The following is a 23666-nucleotide window of genomic DNA, read 5'->3' as shown; positions in this document are numbered from 1 at the left end:
TTGTAAACAGGACCGGCTTTTTTGCTGTACGCGGTCTATCAGTTTTCCACGTTGAGAGAAAGAATGATTGATTCCTATATTCTCTCCGTGTATAATTTCTTCTGTTGTAGTTCAAACTGCAACTGTTTATAGTCTGAAAAAAGAAAAAAAAGAAAGATTGGACATCATTGGGGGTTCGGGATCATGTCATTAGGTCGGCAATTATTGCGGAAAAAGGCAGTGGAACAACTGCTGGAACAATCAGAGAGCAAGGCGGGCTCGTTGAAAAAGTCGCTGAGCGCCTTTGATTTGACGATGCTGGGGATCGGCGCGATCGTCGGCACAGGAATTTTTGTTTTGACAGGGGTGGCCGCTGCGGTGCACGCGGGTCCCGCATTGGTGCTTTCCTTTGTCCTGTCTGGACTTGCTTGCGTCTTCGCGGCGCTTTGTTACGCGGAGTTTGCTTCGACCGTTCCCGTTTCTGGAAGCGCCTACACGTACAGCTACGCTGCATTTGGGGAACTGGTCGCGTGGATGATCGGCTGGGATTTGATTTTGGAGTACGGGGTAGCAGCCGCTGCCGTTGCGAGTGGATGGTCCGGATATGCGCAAGGTCTTCTGGAAGGGTTTGGCATCAAACTGCCGGTCGCCCTTACCAGCGCTTTCGACCCTGCCAAAGGAACGATCATTGATTTGCCGGCAATTCTCATCATTTTTGTCATTACGCTTCTGCTCATGAAAGGAACGCGAGAATCTGCCCGTTTCAATGCTGTCATGGTAATCATCAAGGTGGCTGTCATTTTGCTGTTCCTGGCTGTCGGGATCGGCTATGTCAAGCCGGCGAACTGGACTCCTTTCATGCCGTTTGGTTTTTCGGGTGTTGCGACAGGTGCAGCGACGGTGTTCTTTGCCTTCATCGGTTTTGATGCTGTCTCGACTGCGGCCGAGGAAGTGCGCAATCCGCAGCGGAACATGCCGATCGGGATCATTGCTTCCCTGCTGATTTGCACGGTGCTCTATATCGCCGTTTCCTTGACGCTGACTGGGATCGTTCCGTACGAGCTGCTGAATGTCAAAAATCCGGTGGCGTTCGCGCTGAATTACGTCCACCAGGATTGGGTAGCGGGCTTCATTTCGCTCGGCGCCATCGTGGGGATCACGACGGTTCTGTTGGTGATGATGTACGGACAGACAAGGCTGTTTTTTGCCATGAGCCGCGACGGTCTGCTGCCGAAGGCGTTTTCGCAAGTACATGCGAAGACGCAAGTTCCTCGCAAAAGCACCTTGATCGTAGGGATTTTGGTCGCCATCTTCAGCGGCTTGCTGCCGTTGAACAAGCTGGCAGAGCTGACTAACATCGGCACGCTCTTTGCTTTCGTGCTTGTGTCCATCGGGGTTGTCGTCCTGCGCAATACAAATCCGGGGCTGAAGCGTGCGTTCAGCGTTCCGCTCGTGCCGCTGGTGCCGATTTTGGCCGTACTGTTCTGCGGGTACTTGATCTACAGCCTGCCGATGCTCACCAAAGTTGGCTTTGTCGTCTGGCTGATTGTGGGTGCGGTTGTTTACTTCCTGTACGGTCGCAGACACAGCCTTCTGGCAAAAGAAGTTTCCAGAAATCGATAAGCATAGCAAAAAGGACATGTCTTGGACAAGGCATGTCTTTTTTTATTCCGATCTGACAACCGCCTCCCATTCGTGGTAGAGTGAAGAGAAGAAATGCCTGGTGTGGCCTTTTCGGCGCGGGCGAGAACTGTCTGCACTCCTGCGAGCAGTTTCGGAGCCTGCCAACTTTCCGCTAGTAGAACGAAGACGATGAGGGGATCAGACATGAAGCGAAAACGAGCACACCGTCCAGGCTGGAGGCGTGTCAGAAGGCTGGGTTATCAGGAAAAATGGGTGGACGCCCTGTCGTTTACCGGATACGCCGTGCGCCTGACATTGGAGGAGGTCAGCGAACCTGCGTACATGCCCGTCGGCGATAAAGTGCTGTGCGTAGGCGACAGAGGCTACGTCTATTTGCAGTATTTTCCCCATGGCAAGGCGTACGCCGTGACAAAAATGCTGGATGAACTGGGAAACACGGTGCAGTGGTACATCGACATTTGCAAAGGGCACGGCAAGGATGCGGAAGGACATCTGTGGTACGACGACCTGTACCTGGACATCGTGGTGTTGCCGGATGGCAGCGTGTATTTGCTCGATCAGGACGAACTGGATGAAGCGCTGAAAAAGGGGATCATCAGCGAAGCGGATCATCGTTTTGCATGCGAGACAGCAGACGGTCTGCTTAGGGAAATTTTGGCAGGCAAACGGGATGCTTTTGACTTTCCGAATTTCTTTGCGTAAAATGATGGAGAGTTTTGCGAATTTACAAACAAAAGGAGGGGCAGGCTATGAAAACAGTGGCGCTGATGGACCTGCTTCTCCTTTTCCCCTGAAGAACGAGAGCGATGGCGGCTTTCGTTCTTTTTTGTGCGGACAGGAATGAGTACGCTTTCTGTTCCGTACAAGTACAGCATTGCGAGGCTTTTGGCGCAGACAAGGCGGCAGGTCGGCACGAGAGCGTTTAACGAGATGAGGAGGGGAGCATCTTGCGTTACAGGCGAGTCTTGGTCAAATTAAGCGGGGGAGCAGTGGCGGGGGAAAATGGTTTTGGCTTCAACCCTGGGCAGCTTGAGCACATTGCCGGTGAAATAGCCGCGCTGATGGACATGGGAGTGGAAGTGGCGATCGTGATCGGCGGAGGCAATATTTTTCGCGGCAACATGGCGGACATGTGGGGCATCGAGCGGGTGGAGGCAGATAACATCGGGACTTTGGCGACGGTCATCAACAGCTTGATGCTTCGCGGCGTGCTCAAGGCGAGAGTGAACCGGGAAGTGAGGGTCATGACAGCGGTCCCGATCAACGCGGTAGCCGAGCCGTACATCCGCCTGCGCGCGGTGCATCATCTGGAAAAAGGATACGTCGTCATTTTCGCGGGAGGCAACGGCCAGCCGTACGTGACGACCGATTATCCCGCCGTCCAACGCGCACTGGAGGTCGAGGCCGATGCCATACTCGTCGCAAAGCATGGCGTAGACGGCGTGTTTACTGCCGATCCGAGAAAGGATGCGGCGGCAAAGCAGTACGCAGCGCTTTCCTGCGATGAGGTCATCCGCCGCGATTTGAAGGTGATGGATCAATCCGCCATGATTTTGGCGCGGGACTACGGTCTGCCGATCCATGTCTTCAACTTCGACCAGCCAATGGCGATGGTCAAGATTTGCCAGGGCGAGCCCATCGGCACCTACATCGCCCGGGACGTGAAAGCGGTATTAAAATAGAGAGGCGGATGTGCGCCGCCTTTGCGGATCGGAGACGGCAGGGGCGGATCGCCGCACTTTCACCAGCAAGAAACAGGCGATGGCGTACGCGAGAAAACCAGCTCCTTCCTCGCTCCTTCCTGTCGGGGGCTGGTTGCCGTTTCCGCATCCGAAAGGGGGACCGGCGGCTGGACGTGGGGCAAAAAAATACATGTACATGATGGCAACAGAGAGCGTATAATCATAACAAGAGCGAGTAATCACTCACTGTGTTGTTCAAGGCGATCAGCTGCCTTCACTCATCCGGGTCTGCTGCGAATATCCGGCCTGTTTTTATTCCTCTTTTGTCCGCACCATGTGCGCCGGACTTTTTCGCATCTCAAGCGAGTGATTGCTCACTATCATACGTGAGGTGGTTATATGAAACGCATTCGTCATTTTCTCGCAATCGCCGGGATCTTGCTCGTTCTGCCCGGCTGCTCCGGTATTTCTCAAGAAAAAGCCGCGCTCTCGGGCACGATCGAAGCGGACGAATGGCCGATTGTCGCAGAAGTCGGCGGACTGGTCACGCAAGTCAAAGCGGAGGAAGGCAGCCGCGTACAGGCAGGGCAGGAACTGGCGGTCATTGACGACCGCAGCTACCGGATCAATGTCGCCGAGGCGAAGGCGGCGCTGGAGCAGGCGACGGCCCGGCTGGAGGAAGCGAAAGCAGGGTCGCGCGATGCGGCGATCCAAAAGGGAGTGGCCGGCGTGCAGCAGGCAAATGCCAACATCCGTACGGCGCAGGCGCGGAAAAAGCAGGCCGATGCGGGAATCAGCAAGGCAAAGGAACAGCTCGCGCAGGTACAGTCGCAGCTGAAGGGAGCGCAGCATACGCTCGCCTACCAGCAAAACCGGCTGGCAGAGACGACCGCGCTGTATCGGCAAGGCGCGATCTCCCAAAAAGACCTGGAGGCCCAGCAGGAAGCCGTCAGCCAGGCGGCGACGCAGGTGAACCAGCTGCAAGCCCAGGTCGCGGCAGCGCAGGCGCAATATGCTTCGGCAGAGGAGGAAGCCGCTGCGGCGAGTGCGCAGGCGGTCACGGCGCAGGCACAGCAGGCAGGGGCAGTCGCTGACCTCGACCTGCTGAAGGAAGGCAGTACAGACTACACGATCCGCGCCTTGCTGGCGGCCAAGCAGCAGGCGCAGGCCAAGCTCGACCAGGCGATGCTGCAGCTGGAAAAGACGCGGATCACGGCACCGGCAGACGGCATTTTGCTGCGCTCCTCCATCGAGCAGGGCGAAGTCGCGAAAACGGGGGCGAGCCTGTTTACGATGATGAAAAACGACCAGCTAAAGCTCAAGGTGTACATCCCGGAAGCCCAGTTGAACCGCGTGCAGCAGGGACAGACAGTCGGAATCCAGGTCGATGCCTACCCGGGTGAGACGTTCGCAGGGACGGTCAGCCTGATCTCCGAGAAGGCCGAGTTCACTCCGAAAAACGTGCAGACGCCGGATGAGCGGACCAAGCTCGTCTTTGCCGTCACGATCCGGATTACGGAAGGGCTGGATAAGCTCAAGCCAGGCATGCCGGCTGACGTAATCCTGTCTGAACCAGCCAAGGGGGGAGGCCAATGAACGCGGCGATTTCCTGCAACCAGCTGACCAAGCGCTTTGGCGACCGCATCGCCGTCAACAGCCTGACGCTTACCGTCCCGAAAGGCTCCATCTACGGCTTTCTCGGTCCGAACGGCTCGGGCAAGTCGACGACGATCCGGATGCTGTGCGGCCTGCTCGTGCCGACGTCCGGCAGCGGCACGGTGCTCGGTCTGGATGTCATGACGAGAAGCGAGGAGATCAAGCAGCGCATCGGCTACATGTCGCAAAAGTTCAGCTTGTACGAAGACTTGACGGTCGAGGAAAATCTCGATTTTTACGCCGGCGTCTATCAGCTGAACGCAGCCGAGCGCAGGCAGCGCAAGGCCGAGCTGATCGAGATGGCAGGGCTGACCGGCAGAGAAAGGCAGATCGCCGGCTCCCTCTCCGGCGGGTGGAAGCAGCGGCTGGCCCTCTCCTGCGCGCTCTTGCACAAGCCCGAGCTGCTCATTCTCGACGAGCCGACTGCGGGCGTCGATCCTGTCTCGCGGCGCATCTTTTGGGACGTCATTCACGATCTGGCGAAACAAGGCATCACCGTGCTCGTCACCACGCACTACATGGATGAGGCGCAGACGTGCGACTGGATCGGCTTTATCTTTTTCGGCAACCTGCTGGCTCAGGGAACCCCCCAGGAGCTGATCGAGCAAATGGGCGCGGGCAATCTCGAGGATGTGTTTATCGATCTGGTCAAGCGGGAGGAAAGCCGTCTTGCCCAGGCAGGCGCAGGGGGTGCAGGGCGATGAGACGATTTGTTTTTGGACGCTACTGGTCCGTGGTCAAAAAAGAAGTGATCCAGATCAAGCGGGACCGGCCCAGTCTGGGAATCGCGCTGGTTATGCCGCTGATGATGCTGTTTTTGTTCGGCTATGCCGTCAATACGGACGTGAACGACATCAAGATGGTGGTGTGGGACCAGAGCGCGACAGCGGACAGCCGGGAGCTGGTCGACCAGTTTGTCAACACCCGCGTCTTTGCGGTGACGGCCCACGCGAGCGGCTACGACGCGATCGAGGCGATGCTGGACGACGGCAGCGCGAGCGTCGCCCTGATCATCCCGCCTGACTACACGCGCAAGCAGGACAGGAAGGAGCCTGCCCACATACAGATGCTCATCGACGGCTCCGACCCGAATATCGCCCGTACAGCGGCGTCCAACGCCCAGCTGATCGTCCAGAACCGCTCCATCGCCATGCAGGAGACGCGCATGCAAAAGGAGGGCATGGGCGAGCTGGAGTCTCCCCTGGCGCTGGACTCGCGGGTGCTGTTCAACCCGAACATGGAGAGCATCGTCTTTAACATCCCGGGCCTGATCGGTCTGATTATGCAAAACGTGACGATGATCCTGACCGCTTTTTCGCTCGTGCGCGAAAAGGAGCGGGGGACGATGGAGCAGCTGATCGTGACACCGATCCGTCCGCTGGAGCTGATGCTCGGGAAAATCACGCCGTACGTCGGCATCGGCCTGTTTTCCTTTTGTCTCGTGCTGCTGGTGGGCACGTACTGGTTCGGAGTTCCTGTCAAAGGCAGCATTTCGCTATTGGTCAGTCTCTCCGTGCTGTTTTTGATCACGACCTTGAGCCTTGGCATCTTCATCTCGACCATCGCCAAGACGCAGCTGCAGGCAATGCAGATCGCCTTTGCCTTTATCCTCCCGAGCGTCCTGTTGTCCGGCTTCATGTTCCCGCGCGAATCGATGCCGCTCGTGATACAATGGTTGGGCGGACTGGTCCCGTTGACCTATTTTTTGGAAATTTTGCGGGGCATCTTTTTAAAAGCGGTCGATTTGAGCGCACTGTGGCAGGATGCGCTCGGCATGGGCATTTTTTGCGCGCTCATCCTGACCGTCTCGATGCTGCGTTTCCGCAAAAAGATCGAATAGAGGAGCGAATGGAAAAAGATGAACAAGCCATCATTGGAAGAGGGCCTGTTGCAATATGTAGAAGAACTGAAGGACGAGAGAGAGATGACGGAAAAGCAGCGGAGCATTCTGCGGGCGTCCATCAAGCTGTTCGCCGAAAAAGGCTTTCATGCCAGCTCGACCGCCGAGATCGCCAGGGAAGCCGGGGTGGCGGAGGGCACGATCTTTCGCCACTACAAGTCCAAGAAAGACATTTTGCTGGCCGTAGTGGCCCCGGTGCTCGTCAAGTTTGCGCGTCCCTTTATCCTGAAGGACGTTCGCGAAATTTTCCGCGAGCAGGCCGGCAAGCCGTTTGCCCAGATCGCGACAGAGCTGTACCGCAATCGGCTCGGGATGATCATCCACAACGAAAAGACCTTCCGCATTCTGCTGCAGGAAGCGTTCTTTCACGAAGAGATTCGGGAAGCGCTGATTTCCACCGTGTTTTCCGACGTGAAGGAAATGGTGCAAAAACTGATCGAGGCCAAGGTCGTCGCCCGGGAGCTGCGGCCGCTGCCGCCGGAAGCCGTGTTTCGCGCGGTGCTGTCCTCCATGATCGGCCTGGTGCTGTTCCGGCAAGTGCTGGACACGGAAGACTTCCAAAAGCGCAGCGACGACGAGCAGATCGACCTCACCGTAGACATCTTGATGAACGGAATTGGTTACAAGGGAGAATAGATTTGCTTTATGGCTATGGAAAAGCGGCGGGGAGTGGTATAATTTCAAACAACTTTTTGCTGTTGCTCATGGAGGAGAGAGGAAATCATGTATCGTTTATCAGAGAGAGATTGGCAGGCTTATACAGAAAAGTACAAAGATCGCGCCCGGATGCTCATTTCTTGCCCGGACCGGCCCGGGATCGTGTCGGCGGTCTCCCATTTTCTGTTTCAGCAGGGGGCGAACATCGTCCAGTCTGACCAATACACGACCGATCCGGAATCCGGCCGCTTTTTCATGCGGATCGAGTTTGACCTGACCAATCTGCAGGAGCGCTGCGAGGTAATCAAGGCCGCGTTCACGCCGATTGCCGAGAGCTTTGACATGGACTTTTCTCTGGTGCAGGCGAGTCGGCGCAAAAAGGTTGCGATCTTCGTCTCCAAGGAAGACCACTGCCTGCTGGAGCTGCTCTGGCGCTGGAAGTCCGGCGAACTGTACGCAGATATTTCCGTCGTCATCAGCAACCACCCGGACATGCAGGAGACGGTGGAGTCGTTCGGCATTCCGTATCATTGCATTCCGGTGACGAAAGAAAACAAGCCGCAGGCCGAGGAAGAACAGATCGCGGCCGCAGCCGGCGCAGACCTCATCGTACTGGCGCGCTACATGCAGATTTTGTCGCCGCGGTTTCTCGAAGACTACGCCATGCGCATCATCAATATCCACCACTCGTTCCTGCCGGCGTTCGTCGGCGCGAAGCCGTATGAGCAGGCTTACCGCCGCGGCGTGAAGCTGATCGGGGCGACTGCCCACTACGTGACCGAGGAGCTGGACGCAGGTCCGATCATCGAGCAGGACGTGCAGCGCGTCAGCCACCAGGAAGACGTGGACATGCTAAAGCAGCTGGGCCGTCAGGTAGAGCGCACCGTGCTCGCCCGCGCCGTCAGATGGCATCTCGAAGACCGCGTGCTGGTGTACGGCAACAAGACGATTGTGTTTCCGTAGCACAGGGAAGCCCATCCGGACAGGATCGGGCTTTTTTATATGGCCCTAACCCATTTCCCATGTGGCGCCTAGAAACTCCCTGTGGAGCAGCTCCAAAAACCGCCGGATGACTGGTCGCAGCTCGTGTGTGTCGTCACGCAGGCAAAGGTAGACCGGTCGCTTGATCTCGACGCCTGGCACGAAGACGCGGCCGACCTCGCCGCGGGACACCAGCTCGCGGACTGCCATTTCCGGGGCGAGCATCGTTCCGTATCCGGCGCGAACGGACTGGATCGACTCGATCAGCCCGTGGTATTGCAGTCCGACGCGGGGAAAGGGGACCTGATGCTCCATGCACAGCGCGAACAGCTTTTCCCGCGTGGAGCTGCCCGGTTCCCGCAGCAAAAAAGGCTCCTGCACCAGCTGATGCAGCTCAACCTCCTGTCCGGCGTAAGGATGGCGCGGGGGAACGATGAACCAGAAGTCCACATCGAGCAGGTAGATGCGGCGGATGGGGCGGTCATCCCACACTTCATTGGTGATGACGGCAAGGTCTGCCTCGCCGTGCAAGATCCGCTGAACGGACTGCCGGGAATTTCCTGTGCAGATTTCAACGTCCACCTGCGGATACGCCTGCTTGTAGGCGGACAGCCACTTGGGCACCAGGTAGTGCGCGGGCAAAAACGTCGAGGCGATTCGCAGCCTCCCGACTGTTCCTTCCCGCATTTCCGCGAGATGTATCTCAATCTCCTTTTCCTGCTCGTAGATGCGCCTTCCTTGCTCTGCGAGAAAACGGCCTTCATCGGTGAGCGAGATGCCCCGTCCAGCGGGCTTCACCAGCGTGACGCCCAGCTCGTGCTCCAGCTTGCGGATTTGCGCGCTCACGGCGGGCTGGCTGATCGACAAGGCATCGGCAGCAGCAGTGACACTGCCTCGGGAAGCGACCTCGACGAAAATGCGCAAGGCATGCAGGTTCATGGTCATTCTCCATTCATCACGTTTGCTTATGAATCAGACAGAAAGATGTATTGGAAAACGGGGAATCTCCTTTGTACTGTATAACATAAGGACGCGCCAAGCAAAGGAGAAAAAAATGAGAGAGAGACAGGGGAAGACACAGGTCATCGCCGTGGCGCTGGTGACCGCTTTTTGCTTGCTGGGAGACTCCATGCTGTACATCGTCCTGCCCATCTATTGGCGGGAAGCGGGTTTGCAGTCGTTGTGGGAGGTCGGCATCCTGCTCGCGGTCAATCGGCTGGTACGGCTGCCGCTCGGGCCGCTGGTAGGAAAATGGTACGAACGCTCCGGGGGGCGGAGCGGACTTACCGTCGCAGTCGTCCTTGCCTTTGTCACAACTGTGTCGTACAGCCTGCAAGGTTTTGGGGTATGGCTCGTCCTGCGGAGTGTCTGGGGGATCGCGTGGACGTTTTTGCGGCTCGGGGCCTATTCGCTGATCGTATCCGTATCCGAGGAGCACAACCGAGGGCAGCTGATGGGTTTGTACAACGGCTTGTACCGGTTAGGTTCTCTCGGGGGGATGATCGCGGGTGCGTTGCTCGCCTCCTGGTACGGCCTGGACGTCACATCGATGGTGCTGGGCTGCTTTTCCTTGCCTGCGCTGGTCCTCGTGTTCCTGTACATCCCCCCTTCGTTCCGGAAGTGCCGCGTCTCTACGGACACCGCGAAAGTCGACGAGCGTTTCTGGAAGCAGGGGAGCGTCTGGGCTGTGATGGCATCCGCGCTTTTTGTCGCGATGGTGTACCAGGGGATGTTTGCCTCGTCGCTTAGCAGGCTGGTGGAAATCCGGCAGCCAGTCGTGCTGGTCGGAGGAATGACGATCGGAGCGGCGGTGGTGGCGAGCATGGTGCAGGGCGCGAGATGGGGCTGGGAGCCATGGGCAGCTCCGTGGTTCGGAAGGCTGGCGGACCGCTACGGGCGAACGAGCCTGCTTGCGTGGGCGCTTTTGGTCGCAGCGGTCCTGTTTGCCGCGCTGGTCGCGCCTGTCCCGTTTTGGCTGTGGCTTTGCGTGCTGCTCGGCATCCAGCTGACAGCGACGATTTTAACGACGGTGGTCGATACGCTGGCAGCTGATGAAGCGAGCCGGCAGGCAAACAGCACGGCCCTGATGACGTTGTACTCCGTTGTGACGGATGTAGGAGCTGCGCTGGGGCCGCTGCTTGCCTTTGGGCTGGGAGCAGAGGCGATCTGCTACGGGATTGCGGCGGTCCTGCTGCTGCTGGCGGTCAGGTGGGGACTCGGGCATGAGCGCCGTGAGAAGCAAAGTGCTCTGTGATTTTTGCCAGGACGTATGCGATGGCCTCCTCCTTGTCCGGGCCGTGCAGAAGCATGTGATTGGAGTGCTCGTACCAGCTGATTTGCGGTTGGGCGGCTTCGCTCACGCTGGAGGCGATCAGCTCCGCGCTGACGGCGTGCACGGTGTCGTCCCGGCGCGCCTGCAGGAGGCGGTAGGGAGTCGTGATTTTGGGCAGCAGCGGCTTGGTCTCGGCAAGCAGCCGCCGGAACTGCAGCATGCTGCTGAGCGGGATTCTGCCGAGGCCTCTGATATAACGCCGCGAGTGGGTGGAGAAATCTTCGCGCAAGTAGTTCATCGCTTCTTTTACGTCCCAGTATTTGTAGGGCGTGTTCAAGGTAAAGAGCAATTCTACCGGGTAGGCCGTCGCCAGGTGAAAGGCGAGCAGACCGCCCATGGAAAAGCCGATGACCACTATGCGATCGGCGCGCATCCGCAACCGTTTATAGCCTTCCTCGGCCGAGCGCAGCCAGTCGTGGCGTGTGCTTTTCGCCATTTCCCGGCGGGTCGTTCCATGCCCCTCCAGAGTCGGGCACTCGACCTGATAGCCCTCCTCGCGCAAGCGTTTGGCGAGCGGGAGAATGTCGTTCATGTCTCCGGCAAATCCATGAAGGAGGAGACAACCGACTGTTTCATTCATCGTGTATCGCCTCTCCAATCTTGGAATGTTGGTTGTCTTCGTATTATATACCGGATCAGGCAGGGAAGCGACTTTGCGGGCGAGGGCGTGCACCCGCGCCCGGGCAAAAAAAAGAGACCTCACGCTGCGGCATGAGGTCCAGACGCTTGTGGGTAAGTCTTTGCAGCTTACAGTTCAATCGTTTTCAGATTGGGGGAGATGATCAGCTTGGGCTGTGTGCACGCCTGGATGTCCTCCGGCGTATAGCCTTCCGCCACTTCCACGAGGACGAGTCCTTCCGGCGTGACATCGAGCACTGCGCGGTCGGTGATGATGCGGTTCACGACTTTTTTGCCGGTGAGCGGGAGCGAGCACTCGTTCAAAATTTTCGTCTCGCCGTGCTTGTTCACATGGTCCATGATGACGACGATCTTCTTGGCGCCGTGCACCAGATCCATCGCGCCGCCCATCCCTTTGACCATTTTGCCGGGGATCATCCAGTTGGCCAGATCGCCCTGCGCAGATACTTCCATCGCGCCAAGGATGGCGAGGTCGATGTGTCCGCCGCGAATCATGGCGAAAGATTCCGCGCTGGAGAAGTAGGCAGCGCCCGGGATTGCCGTGACGGTTTCCTTCCCGGCGTTGATCAGATCGGCATCCAGTTCATCCTCTGTCGGGTACGGCCCGATTCCGAGCAGGCCGTTTTCGGATTGCAGCACGACCGTTTTTCCTTCCGGGATGTAGTTGGCGACCAGGGTCGGCATCCCGATTCCCAGATTGACGTAAAAGCCGTCCTCGACTTCCTGGGCAGCACGAGTGGCGATTTGTTCACGCGTCAGCGACATATCTGTTTCCTCCTTATGAATGGCATTCGATTAGCGTAGGATCAGGAGCGGACTGTACGGCGCTCGATCCGTTTTTCAAAAGACGGCGCCTGAATGAGGCGTTGCACGTAAACGCTCGGCGTATGGATATGGTCTGGGTCCAGCTCGCCTACTTCCACGATTTCTTCCACTTCGACGATGGTGATTTTGCCGGCGGCAGCCATCATCGGGTTGAAGTTTCGGGCCGTTTTGCGGTAGACGAGGTTGCCCATTTTGTCGGCCTTCCACGCTTTGATCAGCGCGAAATCCCCCGTGATGCCTTCCTCCAGCAAATATTCCTTGCCGTTGAAAACGCGAGTCTCGCGGCCTTCTGCGATCGGCGTGCCTACGCCGGCAGGGGTGTAAAAGGCCGGGATGCCGGCACCGCCAGCGCGAATGCGTTCTGCCAGCGTGCCTTGCGGGGTCAGCTCGACTTCCAGCTCGCCGGACAGGAATTGGCGCTCAAACTCCTTGTTTTCACCGACGTAAGAAGAAATCATCTTTTTGATCTGCTTTTCGCGGAGCAGCAGGCCAAGGCCCCAGTCGTCCACGCCGCAGTTGTTGGAGACGACGGTGAGGTTGCCTACTCCTTTGTCGCGCAAGGCGATGATCAGATTTTCAGGAATCCCCACAAGTCCGAATCCGCCCACCAGCAAAGTTGCCCCATCGTGAATATCGGCCACAATGTCGGCGTAAGAGGTAAAAATTTTTGCCATGTCGATCACTCCTACCGTGAAAAAATGACGTTCACAAGCTACAGGAAAGCGCTAACATTCCGCAGCGCAACAGTTGAAAGAAATTACTTTTCTATATCATACAGGATGCGAGTTACAAAAAAGTGACGAAACATGGGGGAGATAATAAAAAAATATAAATAATGACTGAAAAGTGATACAACTGTACCCCTTTTCTGTAAAATATATTTTGTCAATTATGAATCGTTTTTAGCAAAAAAAGTGAAATACGCGGGGTATCAGGAGTGTATCGTATGAAAAAATGGATCAGTCTCGCCATGGTGGCCCTGCTTCTCACCGGCTGCGAGAAGCTGGACAGTGAAATCGCCCGGTTGAAGAAAAGCGATGAGGAGACCGTCATCAAAGTCAAGACGGTCAACGCTTATACGGTAGAAGAAAATCAGGATGCCCAGACGATGGAAGTATCCGGTATCGTCTCGCCGCGGCAGGAGATGGCCCTGTCCTTTGGCACATCCGGCAAGATCGCGCGCATCCTGGTCCAGAAGGGCGCGAGCGTCAAGGCAGGGCAAACGCTGGCGACGCTGGATGAGTCGGCGCTGCAGCAAGGCGTCACGGCAGCGCTGGGGCAGGTGGCGAGCGCGAACATCAGGCGCAGCAAGGTCGCCCAGGGACCGGAAGCCCATGAGCTGCAGACGCAGAAGCTGCGCGTGGAAAAGGCGAGACAGTCGGCAGCCAAGGCGGAGCAGGAATACGCCCGGGGCAAAACCCTCTACGCCGGCGGAGCGATCTCCCGGGATGAACTGGACAGGCTGGCGCTCGCGGAGAAGCAGGCCAGATTGGACCTGCAGGAGGAGGAGATCGCGTACGGCAAGCTGCAGCAGGGGGCGGATCGGCTCGATGTCGAGGAGGCAAATGCCGAGGTGCAGCAGGCGAATGTCCAGCTGACCCGGGCCAGACAGGAAGCGGCAGATGCCGTGCTGAAGGCGCCCTTTTCCGGCATCGTCGCCGCCATTCCCCAATCCGAGGCGGAGCAGACAGGACCTGGCAGCGAGGTTATCCGGCTCGTGGACACCTCGGAGTGGCTGGTCAAACTGCAGGTGGAGAGCGAGCAGATCGGCAGCTGGCAGCCGGGAACGGCCGTCACGGTGAAGGCGCCGGACGGAAGCGAGGCGGAAGGAAAAGTCACGTTCGTCTCGCCGATCATGGATACGGGAACAGGGGCGTATCCGGTGGAGGTGGCGGTACCGGGCACTGCGGTCAACTGGAAGGGCGGAATGACCGTCACGTGCCTCTATCCGCTTGCGGTGAAAAAGGCCGCGCTCGTTCCCGTCAGCAGCGTGGGCGTATCCGAAGAGGAATACTACGTGCTCAAAATCGTGGGAAATACAGTCGAAAAGACTCCGGTGAAAGTGGGGGCGATTCACGGGGCGTTCTATGAAGTGCTGGAGGGGCTTGCGTCAGGCGACCAGATCGTCGGATCGGGCCTGTCCTATCTGGTAGACGGCGAGGCGGTGAAGGTGGCGGATGAGTAATCGGTCGTTTGTTTCTGTCGTTCCTGCCCTGGCTCGCCTGCTGGCGCTCGTCTGTTGTCTGCTGGGGCTGGGAGCCGTCTTGCGGATGGATGTCGTCCCCCTCCCGGATCGGCCGGTACCGGTTTACACGATCCATCTTGCGGCACCTGGCCTGACTGCCGGCAAGGTCGACGAGACGGTCACCAGGCCCGTGGAGGAATCCGTCCGTGCGATCGGGGATGCCCTCACGATTACTTCCGAGTCTCGCACAGGCGAAGCGTCCGTCACCGTGGAGAGCACGGAGCGGATCGGTGCCAATTACAAGCAGCGGCTGGAAAAGAAGCTGGGCGAAGTGGCGAAGCGGCTCCCGGTCAAGGAATGGAGCATCAGCCAGGACAATCTGGCCGATAACCGGGTCGGGCAATATTTGCTGCATGGCAGCGATGTCCAGACGCTGGCCGACACCGCCCGGTACACGATTTATGAAAAGCTGATCAGCCTGCCTGGCGTCGCGCGGGTCGAAATCGACGACAGCTCGGTGAAAAGACAGGTCGACCTGATTTTCCGCCCTTCCATGCTGCTGGCATACGGGCTGACGCCGGGGGACATTCTCGCGCAGCTGCCAGGTGACGTGGTCAGCGAACAGCTGGGCAGCATCGGACAGAACAAGGATCAGGCCACCTTTTACTGGACGAGCCTGACAGAAGGGCCACAAGGCTTGGGCAAGCAGCTGATCGCCACTGACAGGGGATATGTCACGCTCAAGACGCTGGCCGACATCCGCGACCTGCGCGGCTCCAAGGGAGACGAAGTCAGCGTCTACCGCGGCTCGCCTGCCATTGGCATCACGCTTGTGGCGGCCGATGCCGGTCAGGTCCCTGCGGTCAGAAAGCAGGCTGCCGCAGCGATCGCAGAGCTGAATGAAGCGGCAGGCGGCAAATACAGGATCGACCTGTTTGCGGACAACGCGCAGCCTTTCGCGGAGGCGATAGGTCAACTGTCTTTGCTCGCGGCTCTGGCGGCAGCTGCATGCGCTGTATTTCTTTATTTCGCGCAAAAGCGCATCGCTGTGTCGCTGCTGTCGCTGCTCGCCGTGGCCATGGCGGACGGCATCGTGCTGGGCGGCATGTGGCTTTCAGGATTTCCCCTGACCTATCCGGCGCTCGGTCCGGTCATCGTCCTGTCCCTGTTCTTTACAGGCGCTGGCTCTGCACTTTACCACCGCCTGCTGCGGCTGGAGACGATCTGTGTCCGCTCGTGCCTGCAGGAGGCATGGAAGCTGATGAAGCCGCTGCTGCTTACGCTGGCTGTCTTGGCGGCTGCCTGGGCCGTCGTGATGACGACCGATTTCCTCAAGGGAGAAGACCGGATCGTGCTGTACGACGCCTGGCCGCCGCTGCTGTTCGGTGCTGCAGGACTGCTGCTTGTCTACGGCTTCATCGCCCCGGTGCTGACGGGAACATGGCTGGAGGCGTCGGCGTCCGGAGAGCGCGTCCTCCTGCGCCGCGAGAGCAAGGCGGCAGCGTACGCGGCGAAGCGTTGGGAGCGTCTGGTGGAGCAAGGGTATTTGCCCTATGGCGTTACACTCACGGCGTCCCTGCTCCTGGTCGTGCTGCTGTACTCCTTTGTCATGACAGACCCGTTTGGCAAGCTGTCCGTCCACGACAAAACGCTGAATCTGGAGATGGTTCAGGGCAGCAGCATAGACGACGCCATACGGGCAGCGCAAATGGCGGAGGAGCGGCTGGGCCAACTGGCGGAGGTGCGCGACCTGTACACGTCAGCCTCCCGGGAGCGGCTGACGATACATCTGCAGTTCGCCGACAAGTACGATTGGACGATGACGCTTACCGATCTGGAAAAGGAGCTGGACAAGCGGCTGCGGGACATTCCGGGGACGGACCCGTTTGCCTTTGTCGTGGCGGATGACATGAAGACCCGCCTCGAGTTTACCGTGAAGGGGCCATCCCGGCAGACAGCACAGGCGATTGCCCAGGAAGTGCTGACCCAGCTGCAGAAATACACGGCGCGTGACGAGAACGGCCAGGAGATCATCACGGATGAGCGCATCGGGTCAGGCACAGCCAAGACCATCGTCGAGATTCGCCCCAAGCCGGACATGCTGGCGCGCTACCAGGTGACCGAGGCCCAGATCAGGGACCAGCTGGAAGACTATCTGGGCGAGAAAACCGCCGGGAGCGTCTACTGGAACGACGAGAGCGTCGCGGTCAAGGCGCGCTTCCCGGACAAGTGGATGGAATATCCGGAGCAGGTGAAAAACATTTTGATCCGCACTCCGCAGGGGAAAGTCCATCTGGGCGACCTCGTGCATTGGCAGATCGGCCAGGAGCCGCTCGTCTACCAGCGCGAGGATGGCCAGTACGTGTTTACCGTGAGCAGCGCGGTGCGCGATGCCCGCAGGATCGACACGCTCTCCTATGCGCTGCCGCTCCGCATGCAAAAGGCGATGACCGTCCCTGAAGGATACCAGATTCTGAATGCGGATGAGCTGAAAAAGCTGCGGGAAGAGCAGGCGGACAAGACGGACTGGAGCGGGCGCGTGTTCGCCGTGGGCGGCTGGGCCGCCGCCGTTGTCCTGGCGAGCATTCTCCTGCAGCGGCGGGCGCGTGACGGGATTTTCGCGCTGGCCATCCTGCCTGTCCTGGCGGGAGGAGTCATGCTGGGGCTGTTGGTCACGGACAGGCCGCTGAACGGAATGGCTGTCTTTGGCATGGCAGGGGCCATCGCTCTCTTGCTGCAGCAGGCCCTCGCCATGCTCGATGAACTGCATCGTGCCGGCAGCAGGGAGCGTTCCGTCCGGGAAGGCGTCCGCGTCGGCTTTGCCCGCTGCCTGGCCAGCCAGACGAACGGTTTTGCCTCCGCAGCGCTGGCTTCGGTGCCGCTCGCCTGCGGATGGATGGCGGGAGCGGACGCGTTTGCCTCCTTTGCCTGCACACTGCTGTTTGGGACCGTGCTCGCAGCATTTGCATCAGGCGTGCTCATCCCGGCCATGTATGGCGCAGCGGAGCGGAAGCAGCGAGCACAGACCGAGCTGACCCTCCCTACCGTCATGCGGCAAATTCGCGTCTGGTGGGAAAACGAGCGCGTACGCAAGCAAGACGCCCGGGAGAGGAAGCGGCAGTTGCAGAAAAGGAAAAGTGAGCAGCACGCCGAGCGCAAAGGCAGTGCCGCTCCTGCGACGAAGGAGCTGTCCGGCGACGATTTCCTCCCGCTGTCGAAGCGCGCAAACGACAGCAACCAGTAGGAGTGCGCATTTTCGCCCATTCTCATGTATGATTAGGAGAAAGGGAGAAATGACAGGGGAGGGACTTTACGTTTGCACCGTTACGTCAAGATCGCCGACTACATCCTGCTGGCGGCCATCCTCGTGGGGCTGTTCATTTCGTCGGCAACACCATACTACAAGCAGGACATTCGCGGGACGCTCGGGGAGATCGTCGAGCAAAACCAGTGGAAAGACCACATGGCAGACTGGTCGATCAACTACGGCGGCAAGGTGATCAGCGTGGAGGAAAAAGGGACAGCCGGGTTCATCGAATTTTTGCTTCGCAAGGCCACGCATTTTTCTGTTTTCGCGCTGCTCGCCGCTGTCTGGTATCGCGTTTTCCGCCACCGCCTGCCCGCTGCGACCGCCTTGCCCTGGAGCGCCTTCCTCAGCCTGCTGACGGCGGTTCTCGATGAGTGGCATCAGACGTTTACGCCGGATCGCACGGGGATGGTGGGAGATGTGCTGCTAGATTTTTCCGGATCTGCCAGCATGTTGATGGTGGTAGCGATTGTTCACTTGTATTCCGGAAAAACCATGTCATAATAGAGAGAGGGTACCAGAACTCTCGAAGAAGTGCGCTTCTCCTGGGTGCAACCTAGAAAGAATAGGCTTTTCAGTATTTGAATTTCTCTGCTATACTAGGAGAATGAGGCTTCTGGTTGAGGTTCTCACCATTTTTCGGAAATAATAAAAGGAGTGCAAACTGAATGGCAGTACAAGTGGGAAGCATCATCGAGGGAAAAGTGACAGCGATTAAACCGTTTGGGATGTTCGTAGCAGTCAGCGAAACCGAGCAGGGGCTGGTCCACATTTCCCAAGTAGCAAACGGTTTTGTAAAAGATATCAATGATCACTTTACCGTTGGAGCACAAGTAAAAGTAAAAGTTCTCTCCATTGATGATGCAGGCAAAATCTCGCTTTCGGTTCGCGCCGCACTCCCAGCGCCTGAGCGTCCGGAACGCGAAGAGCGCCGTGGTGGTGGATATCGTGGAGGCGACCGCGGAGGGAATGCAAAACGGGATTCCGCTGCTTCCTTCGAGGACAAACTCAAAAAATGGTTGAAGCACAGCGAAGAGAACCTTGCGACCATTAACAAAAAGAACGCCAAACGCGGCTATTAAGCCTTGCTATAACGGAAGACAGCAAAAAGGACGGGTTTCCTACCCGCCCTTTTTCTTTTAACGTATTTGGCTTCAACCGATGAGCGGGGCGGCGGCAGAAGTTTGCAACATGAGGGAGACGGCACTCCTCCTTGATGAACGAGATGGCAGGAGCGTAGCATGGAATCTGACAGGGAACGATACAGGAGGGGACGCAAGCGTGCCCAAGGAGGGGAGAGGGCGAATGATGAAGATTCCGGAGCCGTCTGTTGTGCCAGGCGTCCGGTTGTACACAGTGAGCTACTACAGTGAAGGGCTGCTCGTAAAGGCTGCGCTCGCCTTGCCGGAAGCGTACGAAAAGTCCGGTACGCCGCTGCCAGCCCTGCTGTACTGCCGCGGCGGGATTCGCGGCGTCGGCAAGGTGAGTCCGGAGAGGATCAGCCAGATGGCCGCGTTTGGCTACGTCGTGCTCGCCCCGCATTACCGCGGCAACGAAGGCGGAGAGGGACGGGACGAGTTTGGCGGGGCAGACCGCCACGATGTGTTTGCCGCCTACGAGCTGCTGCGGCAGATGCCGGGCGTCGACCGGGAGCGAATCAGCGTGTTCGGCTTTTCCCGAGGCGGAATCATGGCGCTGCTGGCCGCGATGGAATGCGAAGGCTTGCTGGCCGCCGTCGTTTGGGGAGGGGTCAGCGATCTGCTTTTGACCTACGAGGAACGTGTGGATTTGCGCCGGATGCTGCGGCGGATCGTGGGCCATCCCCGCAAGCAGGCGGAAGCGTACAGGGAGCGCACGCCTTTGTACCGGGTGGCGGAAATCGCTTGTCCCGTCCTGATCATTCACGGGACGGAGGATGCAAATGTCGGGGTGGAGCATGCCCTGCGGCTGGAGCGGGCGCTGCGCGAGGCAGGCAAGCCGAATGAAATGTGGCTGGCGGAAGGGGCCAGCCACTTGTTTCAGGGGAGAGATATGGCGACGTATACCCGGCGTATGTTTGCCTGGCTGGATGCCCGGGGGCAGGAGCGTATCAGCAGGGAGAATGCCGTCTGCGAAGAGCGCTAGGACAGGCAGGGACGAAGCGGCAGGGAGATGATGATCTCTGTTCCTTCCCCCAGCTTGCTGTTCACGTGGATGTCGCCGCCGTGGTTTTCCACCATCCGGCGGGTGATGGGCAGCCCCAGTCCCGTTCCGTCCTCCTTTAGCGAGAAGAACGGATCAAAAATACGGACGAGATACTCGGGTGAGATACCCTCCCCAGTATCGCGCACATGCAGGTGGACAGATTGTTCGTCCAAGCGGCTCTCGATGGTGAGAATGCCGCCTTCTTTCATGGCTTCGATGCTGTTTTTCATGAGGTTGAGAAGGATTTGCTTGAGCTGCTCGACGTCGACGTGAACCCGCGTCTCGGGATCGCAGCGGTCCAGAATTTCGATTCCGTGCAGCAGCGCTTCGGCATTGATCAGCGGCAGGATCGAGTGGAACACGTCTGCGAGCCTGACTTCGCGATAGTTCGGCATGGACGGCTTGGACAGCATCAACAGCTCGGTGACGATCTGGTTGACCCGTTCGATTTCCTGCAAGATGAGCGGGATGTAAAAATGGTTGCTCTCTTTATCAGACAGCTGCTGCTGCAAGAGCTGGATGAATCCGTAGATGACGGTCAGCGGATTGCGGATTTCGTGCGCGGCTCCGGCGGCCAACTGGCCGACCATCGCCAGCTTCTCCGACTGATGGAGGTATTCCTGCACCTGTTCCTGTTCCGTAATGTCCAGAAACGCGACCATCCACCCCGTCTCGTTGTCCTGCTGGCGATTGAGCAGCGGAATGTAGGAGACCAATGCGGTGAAGGGCGTGCTGTCCTGCTTCAGCAGGATCATTTTCCGATTGACGAACCACGACGCGTTTTCCCCGCTTCCCCAGGCATTTGCCGCATCCTTTGCCACCGGAAAACCGTCTTCGCCCTGCATGACCAGCTTGCGTGCCAGCTCGTTCACATGGACGTCGGCGGAAATGCTGGGACGGGTGATGATGCCGACCGGGAGCGAGTTGAGAATTTGCTCCCGCATGTTGCGCTCCTCGATCAGCACGCGCCGCTGCTCCTGGTCATGGGCAAACAGAGTGGCGATGTTGTCGGACATTTTATTGAATTCTTCTGCCAGCTCGGAAAATTCGTCCTGCTGTCTGTAGACGATTTGTTGACCGAACGTCCCGCACGACACTTCCCGCACTTGCCGCATTAACGACTGGATGGGGCGCAGCAGCTGGCTGCGAAAATAAAACGTGCAGAACAACCCGAACAGGATGGAGGAAACCGAGACGGAGTACGTCAGGATGAGCGAAACTTTGATGCTCTCGTTCGTGCTCTGGAATTCCTGGTTGGTCTTGTACTCCAGCTGATTCAACGAAAAGGAAAGATCCTGTTCCAGCTTGTCGATCAACGGCTGCACCTCGTTGGCCAGCACGTAGCTGACCGCCGGGACATTGCCCGCTTTCAGGAGCGGGTTGATTTTGTTCAGGAACACAAAGTCCAGTTTGGAGATCGAGTCGATGATGGAAAACAGCTCACTGCTTTCTTCCGTCTGGGGAATCCCCGCGAAACGCGAGCTGTCGATCAGATTGGTATAGTAATCGTCCAGATAGGACTGGTCGCGCGTGATCGTATACGTCTTCAGCGCGAACGTCTTCATGTAAATCTGGTTCTTGACCTCCAGCAGGGCGCTGGTCTGCGGCAAGACGTTTTGCGTCAGATGCATCTCTTCTGACGTGACCTTTGTCATCTGGTAGCTGAACAGACTGGTCACACAGCCGATCAGGAGCATCATCACCAGGTAGCTTAACATCATTTTTTTCTGGAATCCCATATTGGAAAACAAAGACATGAGACTATCCTCCATACGAAACAGGTTATTTAAGCAAGAAATTCAACTCCTGCATGATTTCTTCGCGAATCTTTTGGGGAACCATCGGACCCATGGGACTTAGTTTATTGACACCTTCGCCAAGGCCGTACGTGACTTTTCCGCTCGGCAGCCTGTTCTCGGTGAATTGCTCCATGATTGTGCGGTAGCATTGGCGCAAATCCTGGGTCATCGAGGCCAGCACGTAATCAGGCGCGATGAACCGCTGGTCGGCAATGTAACCGATCGTGTAGACCTTGGCCCGCTGCGCTTCAGTGATGACTTCCAGATTGAAGCTGTCCCCCGTCGTGTAGATCACATCGACACCCTGGTCGATCATTTGCCGCGTGATCTGTACGGCCCCGGCCACGTCGTTGAAGTCGGACGCTTTGCCGACGATGACAGTCGTTTTCGGCGACGCCTTGCGGACACCTTCGCGGAAACCCTCGACCTGGGCGTACTCGTGCGGCTTGTCGACGACGATGTAGCCGACCTTGCCTGTACGCGACATTTTGGCCGCCAGCATCCCGACGAGATGGCCTGCGGGCTTCATGTCGTAGCGGATTGTCGTCTGATTCGGATAAGGAGCCTCGCCATTGAAGGAGACGAAACGGGTGTTTGGAAACGACCGTGCCACCTCGGTGAACGGCGCGGAAAAAATGCCGCCGTGGCCAAGCACGAGATCGTAGTTGTTTTTCGCGTATTTGGCAGCTGTTTCTTGTATTTGCTCAGGTTTGAGATTGCCTGCGACCTCCAGCGAGAACCCGAGTTTTTTCTGCAGCTCTGTCATGCTCTCCAACGCACTGCTGTTCCAGCCCTGATCGTATGTCGGCCCTTCGAGCAGCAGGGCGACCCGCAGCTTGTCTGCGGAATGTCCGCGCTCGTTTACATCCCGTAAGTGTGTCAGGCTGACGAGAAACTGGCTCGTAATGAGCAGCAAAAGTCCGATGACCAAACCGGCAAACAGGGAGGGGAATGGCTGAAACTTAGGCATGGAATACTCCTCCAATGGAAATAGGTAAGACACGATTTGATTGGTAAATAAACAATCTTCTCTTACTATCGGAAAAAATCCTTCCTGGAAAAAGAGGGGATTGAAAAAGGAAGATGCTGGATGGAATGGAAAGTGCGGCGAGGGACAGCCTATAGAGGAAGACCAAGCAGGACAAGGAAGGGAGCTGCGTGAACATGGAAAAGGACTGGGTGGAAATGCCGCAAACCGAAATCCCGGATGAGGTGAGACAGGTGGAAATTCCGGAGATTGGCGAGACGACACCGCATCCGAAGCCGGATAGCCCGCTGGCGGCTGGAAGGGCGTCTGGCCAGGCGGAGGGGCAGGCAGCAGAAAGCGGCAGGCCCATTGGCTTTGTCGCTTCCCCCAAGCAGGAGTGAGCACGGTAGGGAACGTTTGAATTTAAGATATTTTTGGCTGTTCGACAAAAACAGTCATTTTCTCTCGTGGACAAGTTCCTTTATTTTTGCAAAAGTAAAGGAAGATATTGTAATGAAGCGAGGGGAATGGAACGTCATGGCCCGAGTGTTGATTGTAGACGATGCTGCCTTCATGCGGCGCATGCTGACCGAGATGGTGAGCGGGCAACACGAGATCTGCGGCGAGGCCAGCAACGGCTTGGAGGCAGTTGAAAAATACAAGCAGCTGAAACCGGACATTGTGACGATGGACCTCACAATGCCGCAGATGCACGGGATCGACGCGATGGAAGAAATTTTAGGCTACGACGGCAACGCCAAGGTGCTGATTCTCTCCGCCATCGGCCATCGCCAAAAGGTGATCGAGGCGATGAAAAAAGGAGCGCGCGACTTCGTCGTCAAGCCGTTCCAGAAGGAGCAAATTCTGGACGCGATCACGCGGATTCTGTAGCGATGAACATGATGACCGCCAGCTCCCGTGCAGGAGAG

General features: G+C 57.8%; 22 protein-coding genes. 16 read left to right on the top strand and 6 right to left on the bottom strand.

All coding sequences use genetic code 11. From position 1 onward, the window contains the following. Window positions 1–183 precede the first annotated feature (183 nt). From bcaP to purU, 8 genes are all read left to right on the top strand, one after another. Window positions 184–1602 (top strand): branched-chain amino acid transporter BcaP, encoded by a 1419-nt coding sequence (bcaP, locus tag ACFSO0_RS11215; RefSeq protein WP_376880072.1) that lies wholly within the window; start codon window positions 184–186, stop codon window positions 1600–1602. Between the two features lie 204 nt (window positions 1603–1806). After that, complete coding sequence (locus ACFSO0_RS11210) at window positions 1807–2325, top strand: ribonuclease FAU-1 family protein (RefSeq protein WP_376880069.1); 519 nt, start codon at window positions 1807–1809, stop codon at window positions 2323–2325. Between the two features lie 242 nt (window positions 2326–2567). After that, window positions 2568–3305: a UMP kinase gene (gene pyrH, locus ACFSO0_RS11205; RefSeq protein ID WP_376880240.1), complete on the top strand. Its 738-nt coding sequence runs from the start codon at window positions 2568–2570 to the stop codon at window positions 3303–3305. 399 nt (window positions 3306–3704) lie between these two features. After that, window positions 3705–4901 (top strand): HlyD family secretion protein, encoded by a 1197-nt coding sequence (locus tag ACFSO0_RS11200; RefSeq protein ID WP_376880067.1) that lies wholly within the window; start codon window positions 3705–3707, stop codon window positions 4899–4901. Continuing rightward, window positions 4898–5665 (top strand): ABC transporter ATP-binding protein, encoded by a 768-nt coding sequence (locus tag ACFSO0_RS11195; RefSeq protein ID WP_376880065.1) that lies wholly within the window; start codon window positions 4898–4900, stop codon window positions 5663–5665. Before ACFSO0_RS11200 ends, ACFSO0_RS11195 begins: the two co-directional genes overlap by 4 nt. Then, window positions 5662–6801 (top strand): ABC transporter permease, encoded by a 1140-nt coding sequence (locus tag ACFSO0_RS11190; protein WP_376880063.1) that lies wholly within the window; start codon window positions 5662–5664, stop codon window positions 6799–6801. Before ACFSO0_RS11195 ends, ACFSO0_RS11190 begins: the two co-directional genes overlap by 4 nt. 18 nt (window positions 6802–6819) lie before the next feature. Next, window positions 6820–7497 (top strand): TetR/AcrR family transcriptional regulator, encoded by a 678-nt coding sequence (locus ACFSO0_RS11185; protein ID WP_376880060.1) that lies wholly within the window; start codon window positions 6820–6822, stop codon window positions 7495–7497. 87 nt (window positions 7498–7584) lie between these two features. Beyond that, window positions 7585–8481: a formyltetrahydrofolate deformylase gene (gene purU, locus ACFSO0_RS11180; protein ID WP_376880058.1), complete on the top strand. Its 897-nt coding sequence runs from the start codon at window positions 7585–7587 to the stop codon at window positions 8479–8481. 45 nt (window positions 8482–8526) lie between these two features. On the opposite strand, the gene ACFSO0_RS11175 is transcribed toward purU, so the two are convergent. Then, a complete protein-coding gene (locus ACFSO0_RS11175; protein ID WP_376880056.1) occupies window positions 8527–9438 on the bottom strand; it encodes a LysR family transcriptional regulator in 912 nt (303 codons plus the stop codon). Between the two features lie 115 nt (window positions 9439–9553). Here ACFSO0_RS11175 and ACFSO0_RS11170 point away from each other — a divergent pair, with 115 nt between their 5' ends. Next, window positions 9554–10753 (top strand): MFS transporter, encoded by a 1200-nt coding sequence (locus ACFSO0_RS11170; protein WP_376880054.1) that lies wholly within the window; start codon window positions 9554–9556, stop codon window positions 10751–10753. On the opposite strand, the gene ACFSO0_RS11165 is transcribed toward ACFSO0_RS11170, so the two are convergent. The 3 genes from ACFSO0_RS11165 to ACFSO0_RS11155 form a co-directional block, all read right to left on the bottom strand. Beyond that, on the bottom strand, window positions 10704–11411 hold the full coding sequence (locus ACFSO0_RS11165) for an alpha/beta hydrolase (RefSeq protein ID WP_376880051.1): 708 nt from the start codon (window positions 11409–11411) through the stop codon (window positions 10704–10706). The genes ACFSO0_RS11170 and ACFSO0_RS11165 overlap by 50 nt on opposite strands. 167 nt (window positions 11412–11578) lie before the next feature. Further along, a complete protein-coding gene (locus ACFSO0_RS11160; protein WP_376880048.1) occupies window positions 11579–12235 on the bottom strand; it encodes a CoA transferase subunit B in 657 nt (218 codons plus the stop codon). Window positions 12236–12276: 41 nt separating this feature from the next. Continuing rightward, complete coding sequence (locus ACFSO0_RS11155) at window positions 12277–12969, bottom strand: CoA transferase subunit A (RefSeq protein ID WP_376880046.1); 693 nt, start codon at window positions 12967–12969, stop codon at window positions 12277–12279. 272 nt (window positions 12970–13241) lie between these two features. Between ACFSO0_RS11155 and ACFSO0_RS11150 the strand changes: the two genes are divergently transcribed. The 5 genes from ACFSO0_RS11150 (at window position 13242) to ACFSO0_RS11130 (ending at window position 19911) form a co-directional block, all read left to right on the top strand. After that, a complete protein-coding gene (locus ACFSO0_RS11150) occupies window positions 13242–14480 on the top strand; it encodes an efflux RND transporter periplasmic adaptor subunit (protein ID WP_376880043.1) in 1239 nt (412 codons plus the stop codon). Continuing rightward, a complete protein-coding gene (locus ACFSO0_RS11145) occupies window positions 14473–17724 on the top strand; it encodes an efflux RND transporter permease subunit (protein ID WP_376880041.1) in 3252 nt (1083 codons plus the stop codon). Before ACFSO0_RS11150 ends, ACFSO0_RS11145 begins: the two co-directional genes overlap by 8 nt. A gap of 72 nt (window positions 17725–17796) precedes the next feature. Continuing rightward, a complete protein-coding gene (locus ACFSO0_RS11140) occupies window positions 17797–18291 on the top strand; it encodes a VanZ family protein (RefSeq protein ID WP_376880039.1) in 495 nt (164 codons plus the stop codon). 164 nt (window positions 18292–18455) lie between these two features. Then, entirely contained in the window at window positions 18456–18869 is a 414-nt protein-coding gene (locus ACFSO0_RS11135) for a S1 RNA-binding domain-containing protein (RefSeq protein WP_376880036.1), read from the top strand. A 223-nt stretch (window positions 18870–19092) separates the two neighbouring features. Then, on the top strand, window positions 19093–19911 hold the full coding sequence (locus tag ACFSO0_RS11130; protein WP_376880034.1) for an alpha/beta hydrolase family protein: 819 nt from the start codon (window positions 19093–19095) through the stop codon (window positions 19909–19911). Here ACFSO0_RS11130 and ACFSO0_RS11125 read toward each other — a convergent pair. Continuing rightward, window positions 19908–21728: a sensor histidine kinase gene (locus ACFSO0_RS11125; protein WP_376880032.1), complete on the bottom strand. Its 1821-nt coding sequence runs from the start codon at window positions 21726–21728 to the stop codon at window positions 19908–19910. The two genes, ACFSO0_RS11130 and ACFSO0_RS11125, sit on opposite strands and share 4 nt — an antisense overlap. Window positions 21729–21753: 25 nt before the next feature. Next, complete coding sequence (locus ACFSO0_RS11120) at window positions 21754–22740, bottom strand: BMP family ABC transporter substrate-binding protein (RefSeq protein ID WP_376880030.1); 987 nt, start codon at window positions 22738–22740, stop codon at window positions 21754–21756. Between the two features lie 194 nt (window positions 22741–22934). Between ACFSO0_RS11120 and ACFSO0_RS11115 the strand changes: the two genes are divergently transcribed. Both ACFSO0_RS11115 and ACFSO0_RS11110 read left to right on the top strand, forming a co-directional pair. Then, window positions 22935–23138, top strand: coding sequence for a hypothetical protein (locus ACFSO0_RS11115; protein WP_376880238.1), 204 nt, complete (start codon window positions 22935–22937; stop codon window positions 23136–23138). Window positions 23139–23274: 136 nt separating this feature from the next. Beyond that, window positions 23275–23628: a response regulator gene (locus tag ACFSO0_RS11110; RefSeq protein ID WP_376880236.1), complete on the top strand. Its 354-nt coding sequence runs from the start codon at window positions 23275–23277 to the stop codon at window positions 23626–23628. Window positions 23629–23666: the final 38 nt, after the last annotated feature.

The organism is Brevibacillus sp. GCM10020057, assembly GCF_042683565.1.
In the GTDB taxonomy this organism is placed as follows: domain Bacteria; phylum Bacillota; class Bacilli; order Brevibacillales; family Brevibacillaceae; genus Brevibacillus.
This window is presented reverse-complemented; position numbering and strand designations above follow the sequence as displayed.

Bases quoted from the DNA above. Each gene is read 5' to 3' on its own strand.
- bcaP (WP_376880072.1), top strand. From the start codon at position 184: ATGTCATTAGGTCGGCAATTATTGCGGAAAAAGGCAGTGGAACAACTG.
- ACFSO0_RS11210 (WP_376880069.1), top strand. From the start codon at position 1,807: ATGAAGCGAAAACGAGCACACCGTCCAGGCTGGAGGCGTGTCAGAAGG.
- ACFSO0_RS11200 (WP_376880067.1), top strand. From the start codon at position 3,705: ATGAAACGCATTCGTCATTTTCTCGCAATCGCCGGGATCTTGCTCGTT.
- ACFSO0_RS11195 (WP_376880065.1), top strand. From the start codon at position 4,898: ATGAACGCGGCGATTTCCTGCAACCAGCTGACCAAGCGCTTTGGCGAC.
- ACFSO0_RS11190 (WP_376880063.1), top strand. From the start codon at position 5,662: ATGAGACGATTTGTTTTTGGACGCTACTGGTCCGTGGTCAAAAAAGAA.
- ACFSO0_RS11185 (WP_376880060.1), top strand. From the start codon at position 6,820: ATGAACAAGCCATCATTGGAAGAGGGCCTGTTGCAATATGTAGAAGAA.
- purU (WP_376880058.1), top strand. From the start codon at position 7,585: ATGTATCGTTTATCAGAGAGAGATTGGCAGGCTTATACAGAAAAGTAC.
- ACFSO0_RS11175 (WP_376880056.1), bottom strand. From the start codon at position 9,438: ATGAACCTGCATGCCTTGCGCATTTTCGTCGAGGTCGCTTCCCGAGGC.
- ACFSO0_RS11170 (WP_376880054.1), top strand. From the start codon at position 9,554: ATGAGAGAGAGACAGGGGAAGACACAGGTCATCGCCGTGGCGCTGGTG.
- ACFSO0_RS11165 (WP_376880051.1), bottom strand. From the start codon at position 11,411: ATGAATGAAACAGTCGGTTGTCTCCTCCTTCATGGATTTGCCGGAGAC.
- ACFSO0_RS11160 (WP_376880048.1), bottom strand. From the start codon at position 12,235: ATGTCGCTGACGCGTGAACAAATCGCCACTCGTGCTGCCCAGGAAGTC.
- ACFSO0_RS11155 (WP_376880046.1), bottom strand. From the start codon at position 12,969: ATGGCAAAAATTTTTACCTCTTACGCCGACATTGTGGCCGATATTCAC.
- ACFSO0_RS11150 (WP_376880043.1), top strand. From the start codon at position 13,242: ATGAAAAAATGGATCAGTCTCGCCATGGTGGCCCTGCTTCTCACCGGC.
- ACFSO0_RS11145 (WP_376880041.1), top strand. From the start codon at position 14,473: ATGAGTAATCGGTCGTTTGTTTCTGTCGTTCCTGCCCTGGCTCGCCTG.
- ACFSO0_RS11135 (WP_376880036.1), top strand. From the start codon at position 18,456: ATGGCAGTACAAGTGGGAAGCATCATCGAGGGAAAAGTGACAGCGATT.
- ACFSO0_RS11130 (WP_376880034.1), top strand. From the start codon at position 19,093: ATGATGAAGATTCCGGAGCCGTCTGTTGTGCCAGGCGTCCGGTTGTAC.
- ACFSO0_RS11125 (WP_376880032.1), bottom strand. From the start codon at position 21,728: ATGTCTTTGTTTTCCAATATGGGATTCCAGAAAAAAATGATGTTAAGC.
- ACFSO0_RS11120 (WP_376880030.1), bottom strand. From the start codon at position 22,740: ATGCCTAAGTTTCAGCCATTCCCCTCCCTGTTTGCCGGTTTGGTCATC.
- ACFSO0_RS11115 (WP_376880238.1), top strand. From the start codon at position 22,935: ATGGAAAAGGACTGGGTGGAAATGCCGCAAACCGAAATCCCGGATGAG.
- ACFSO0_RS11110 (WP_376880236.1), top strand. From the start codon at position 23,275: ATGGCCCGAGTGTTGATTGTAGACGATGCTGCCTTCATGCGGCGCATG.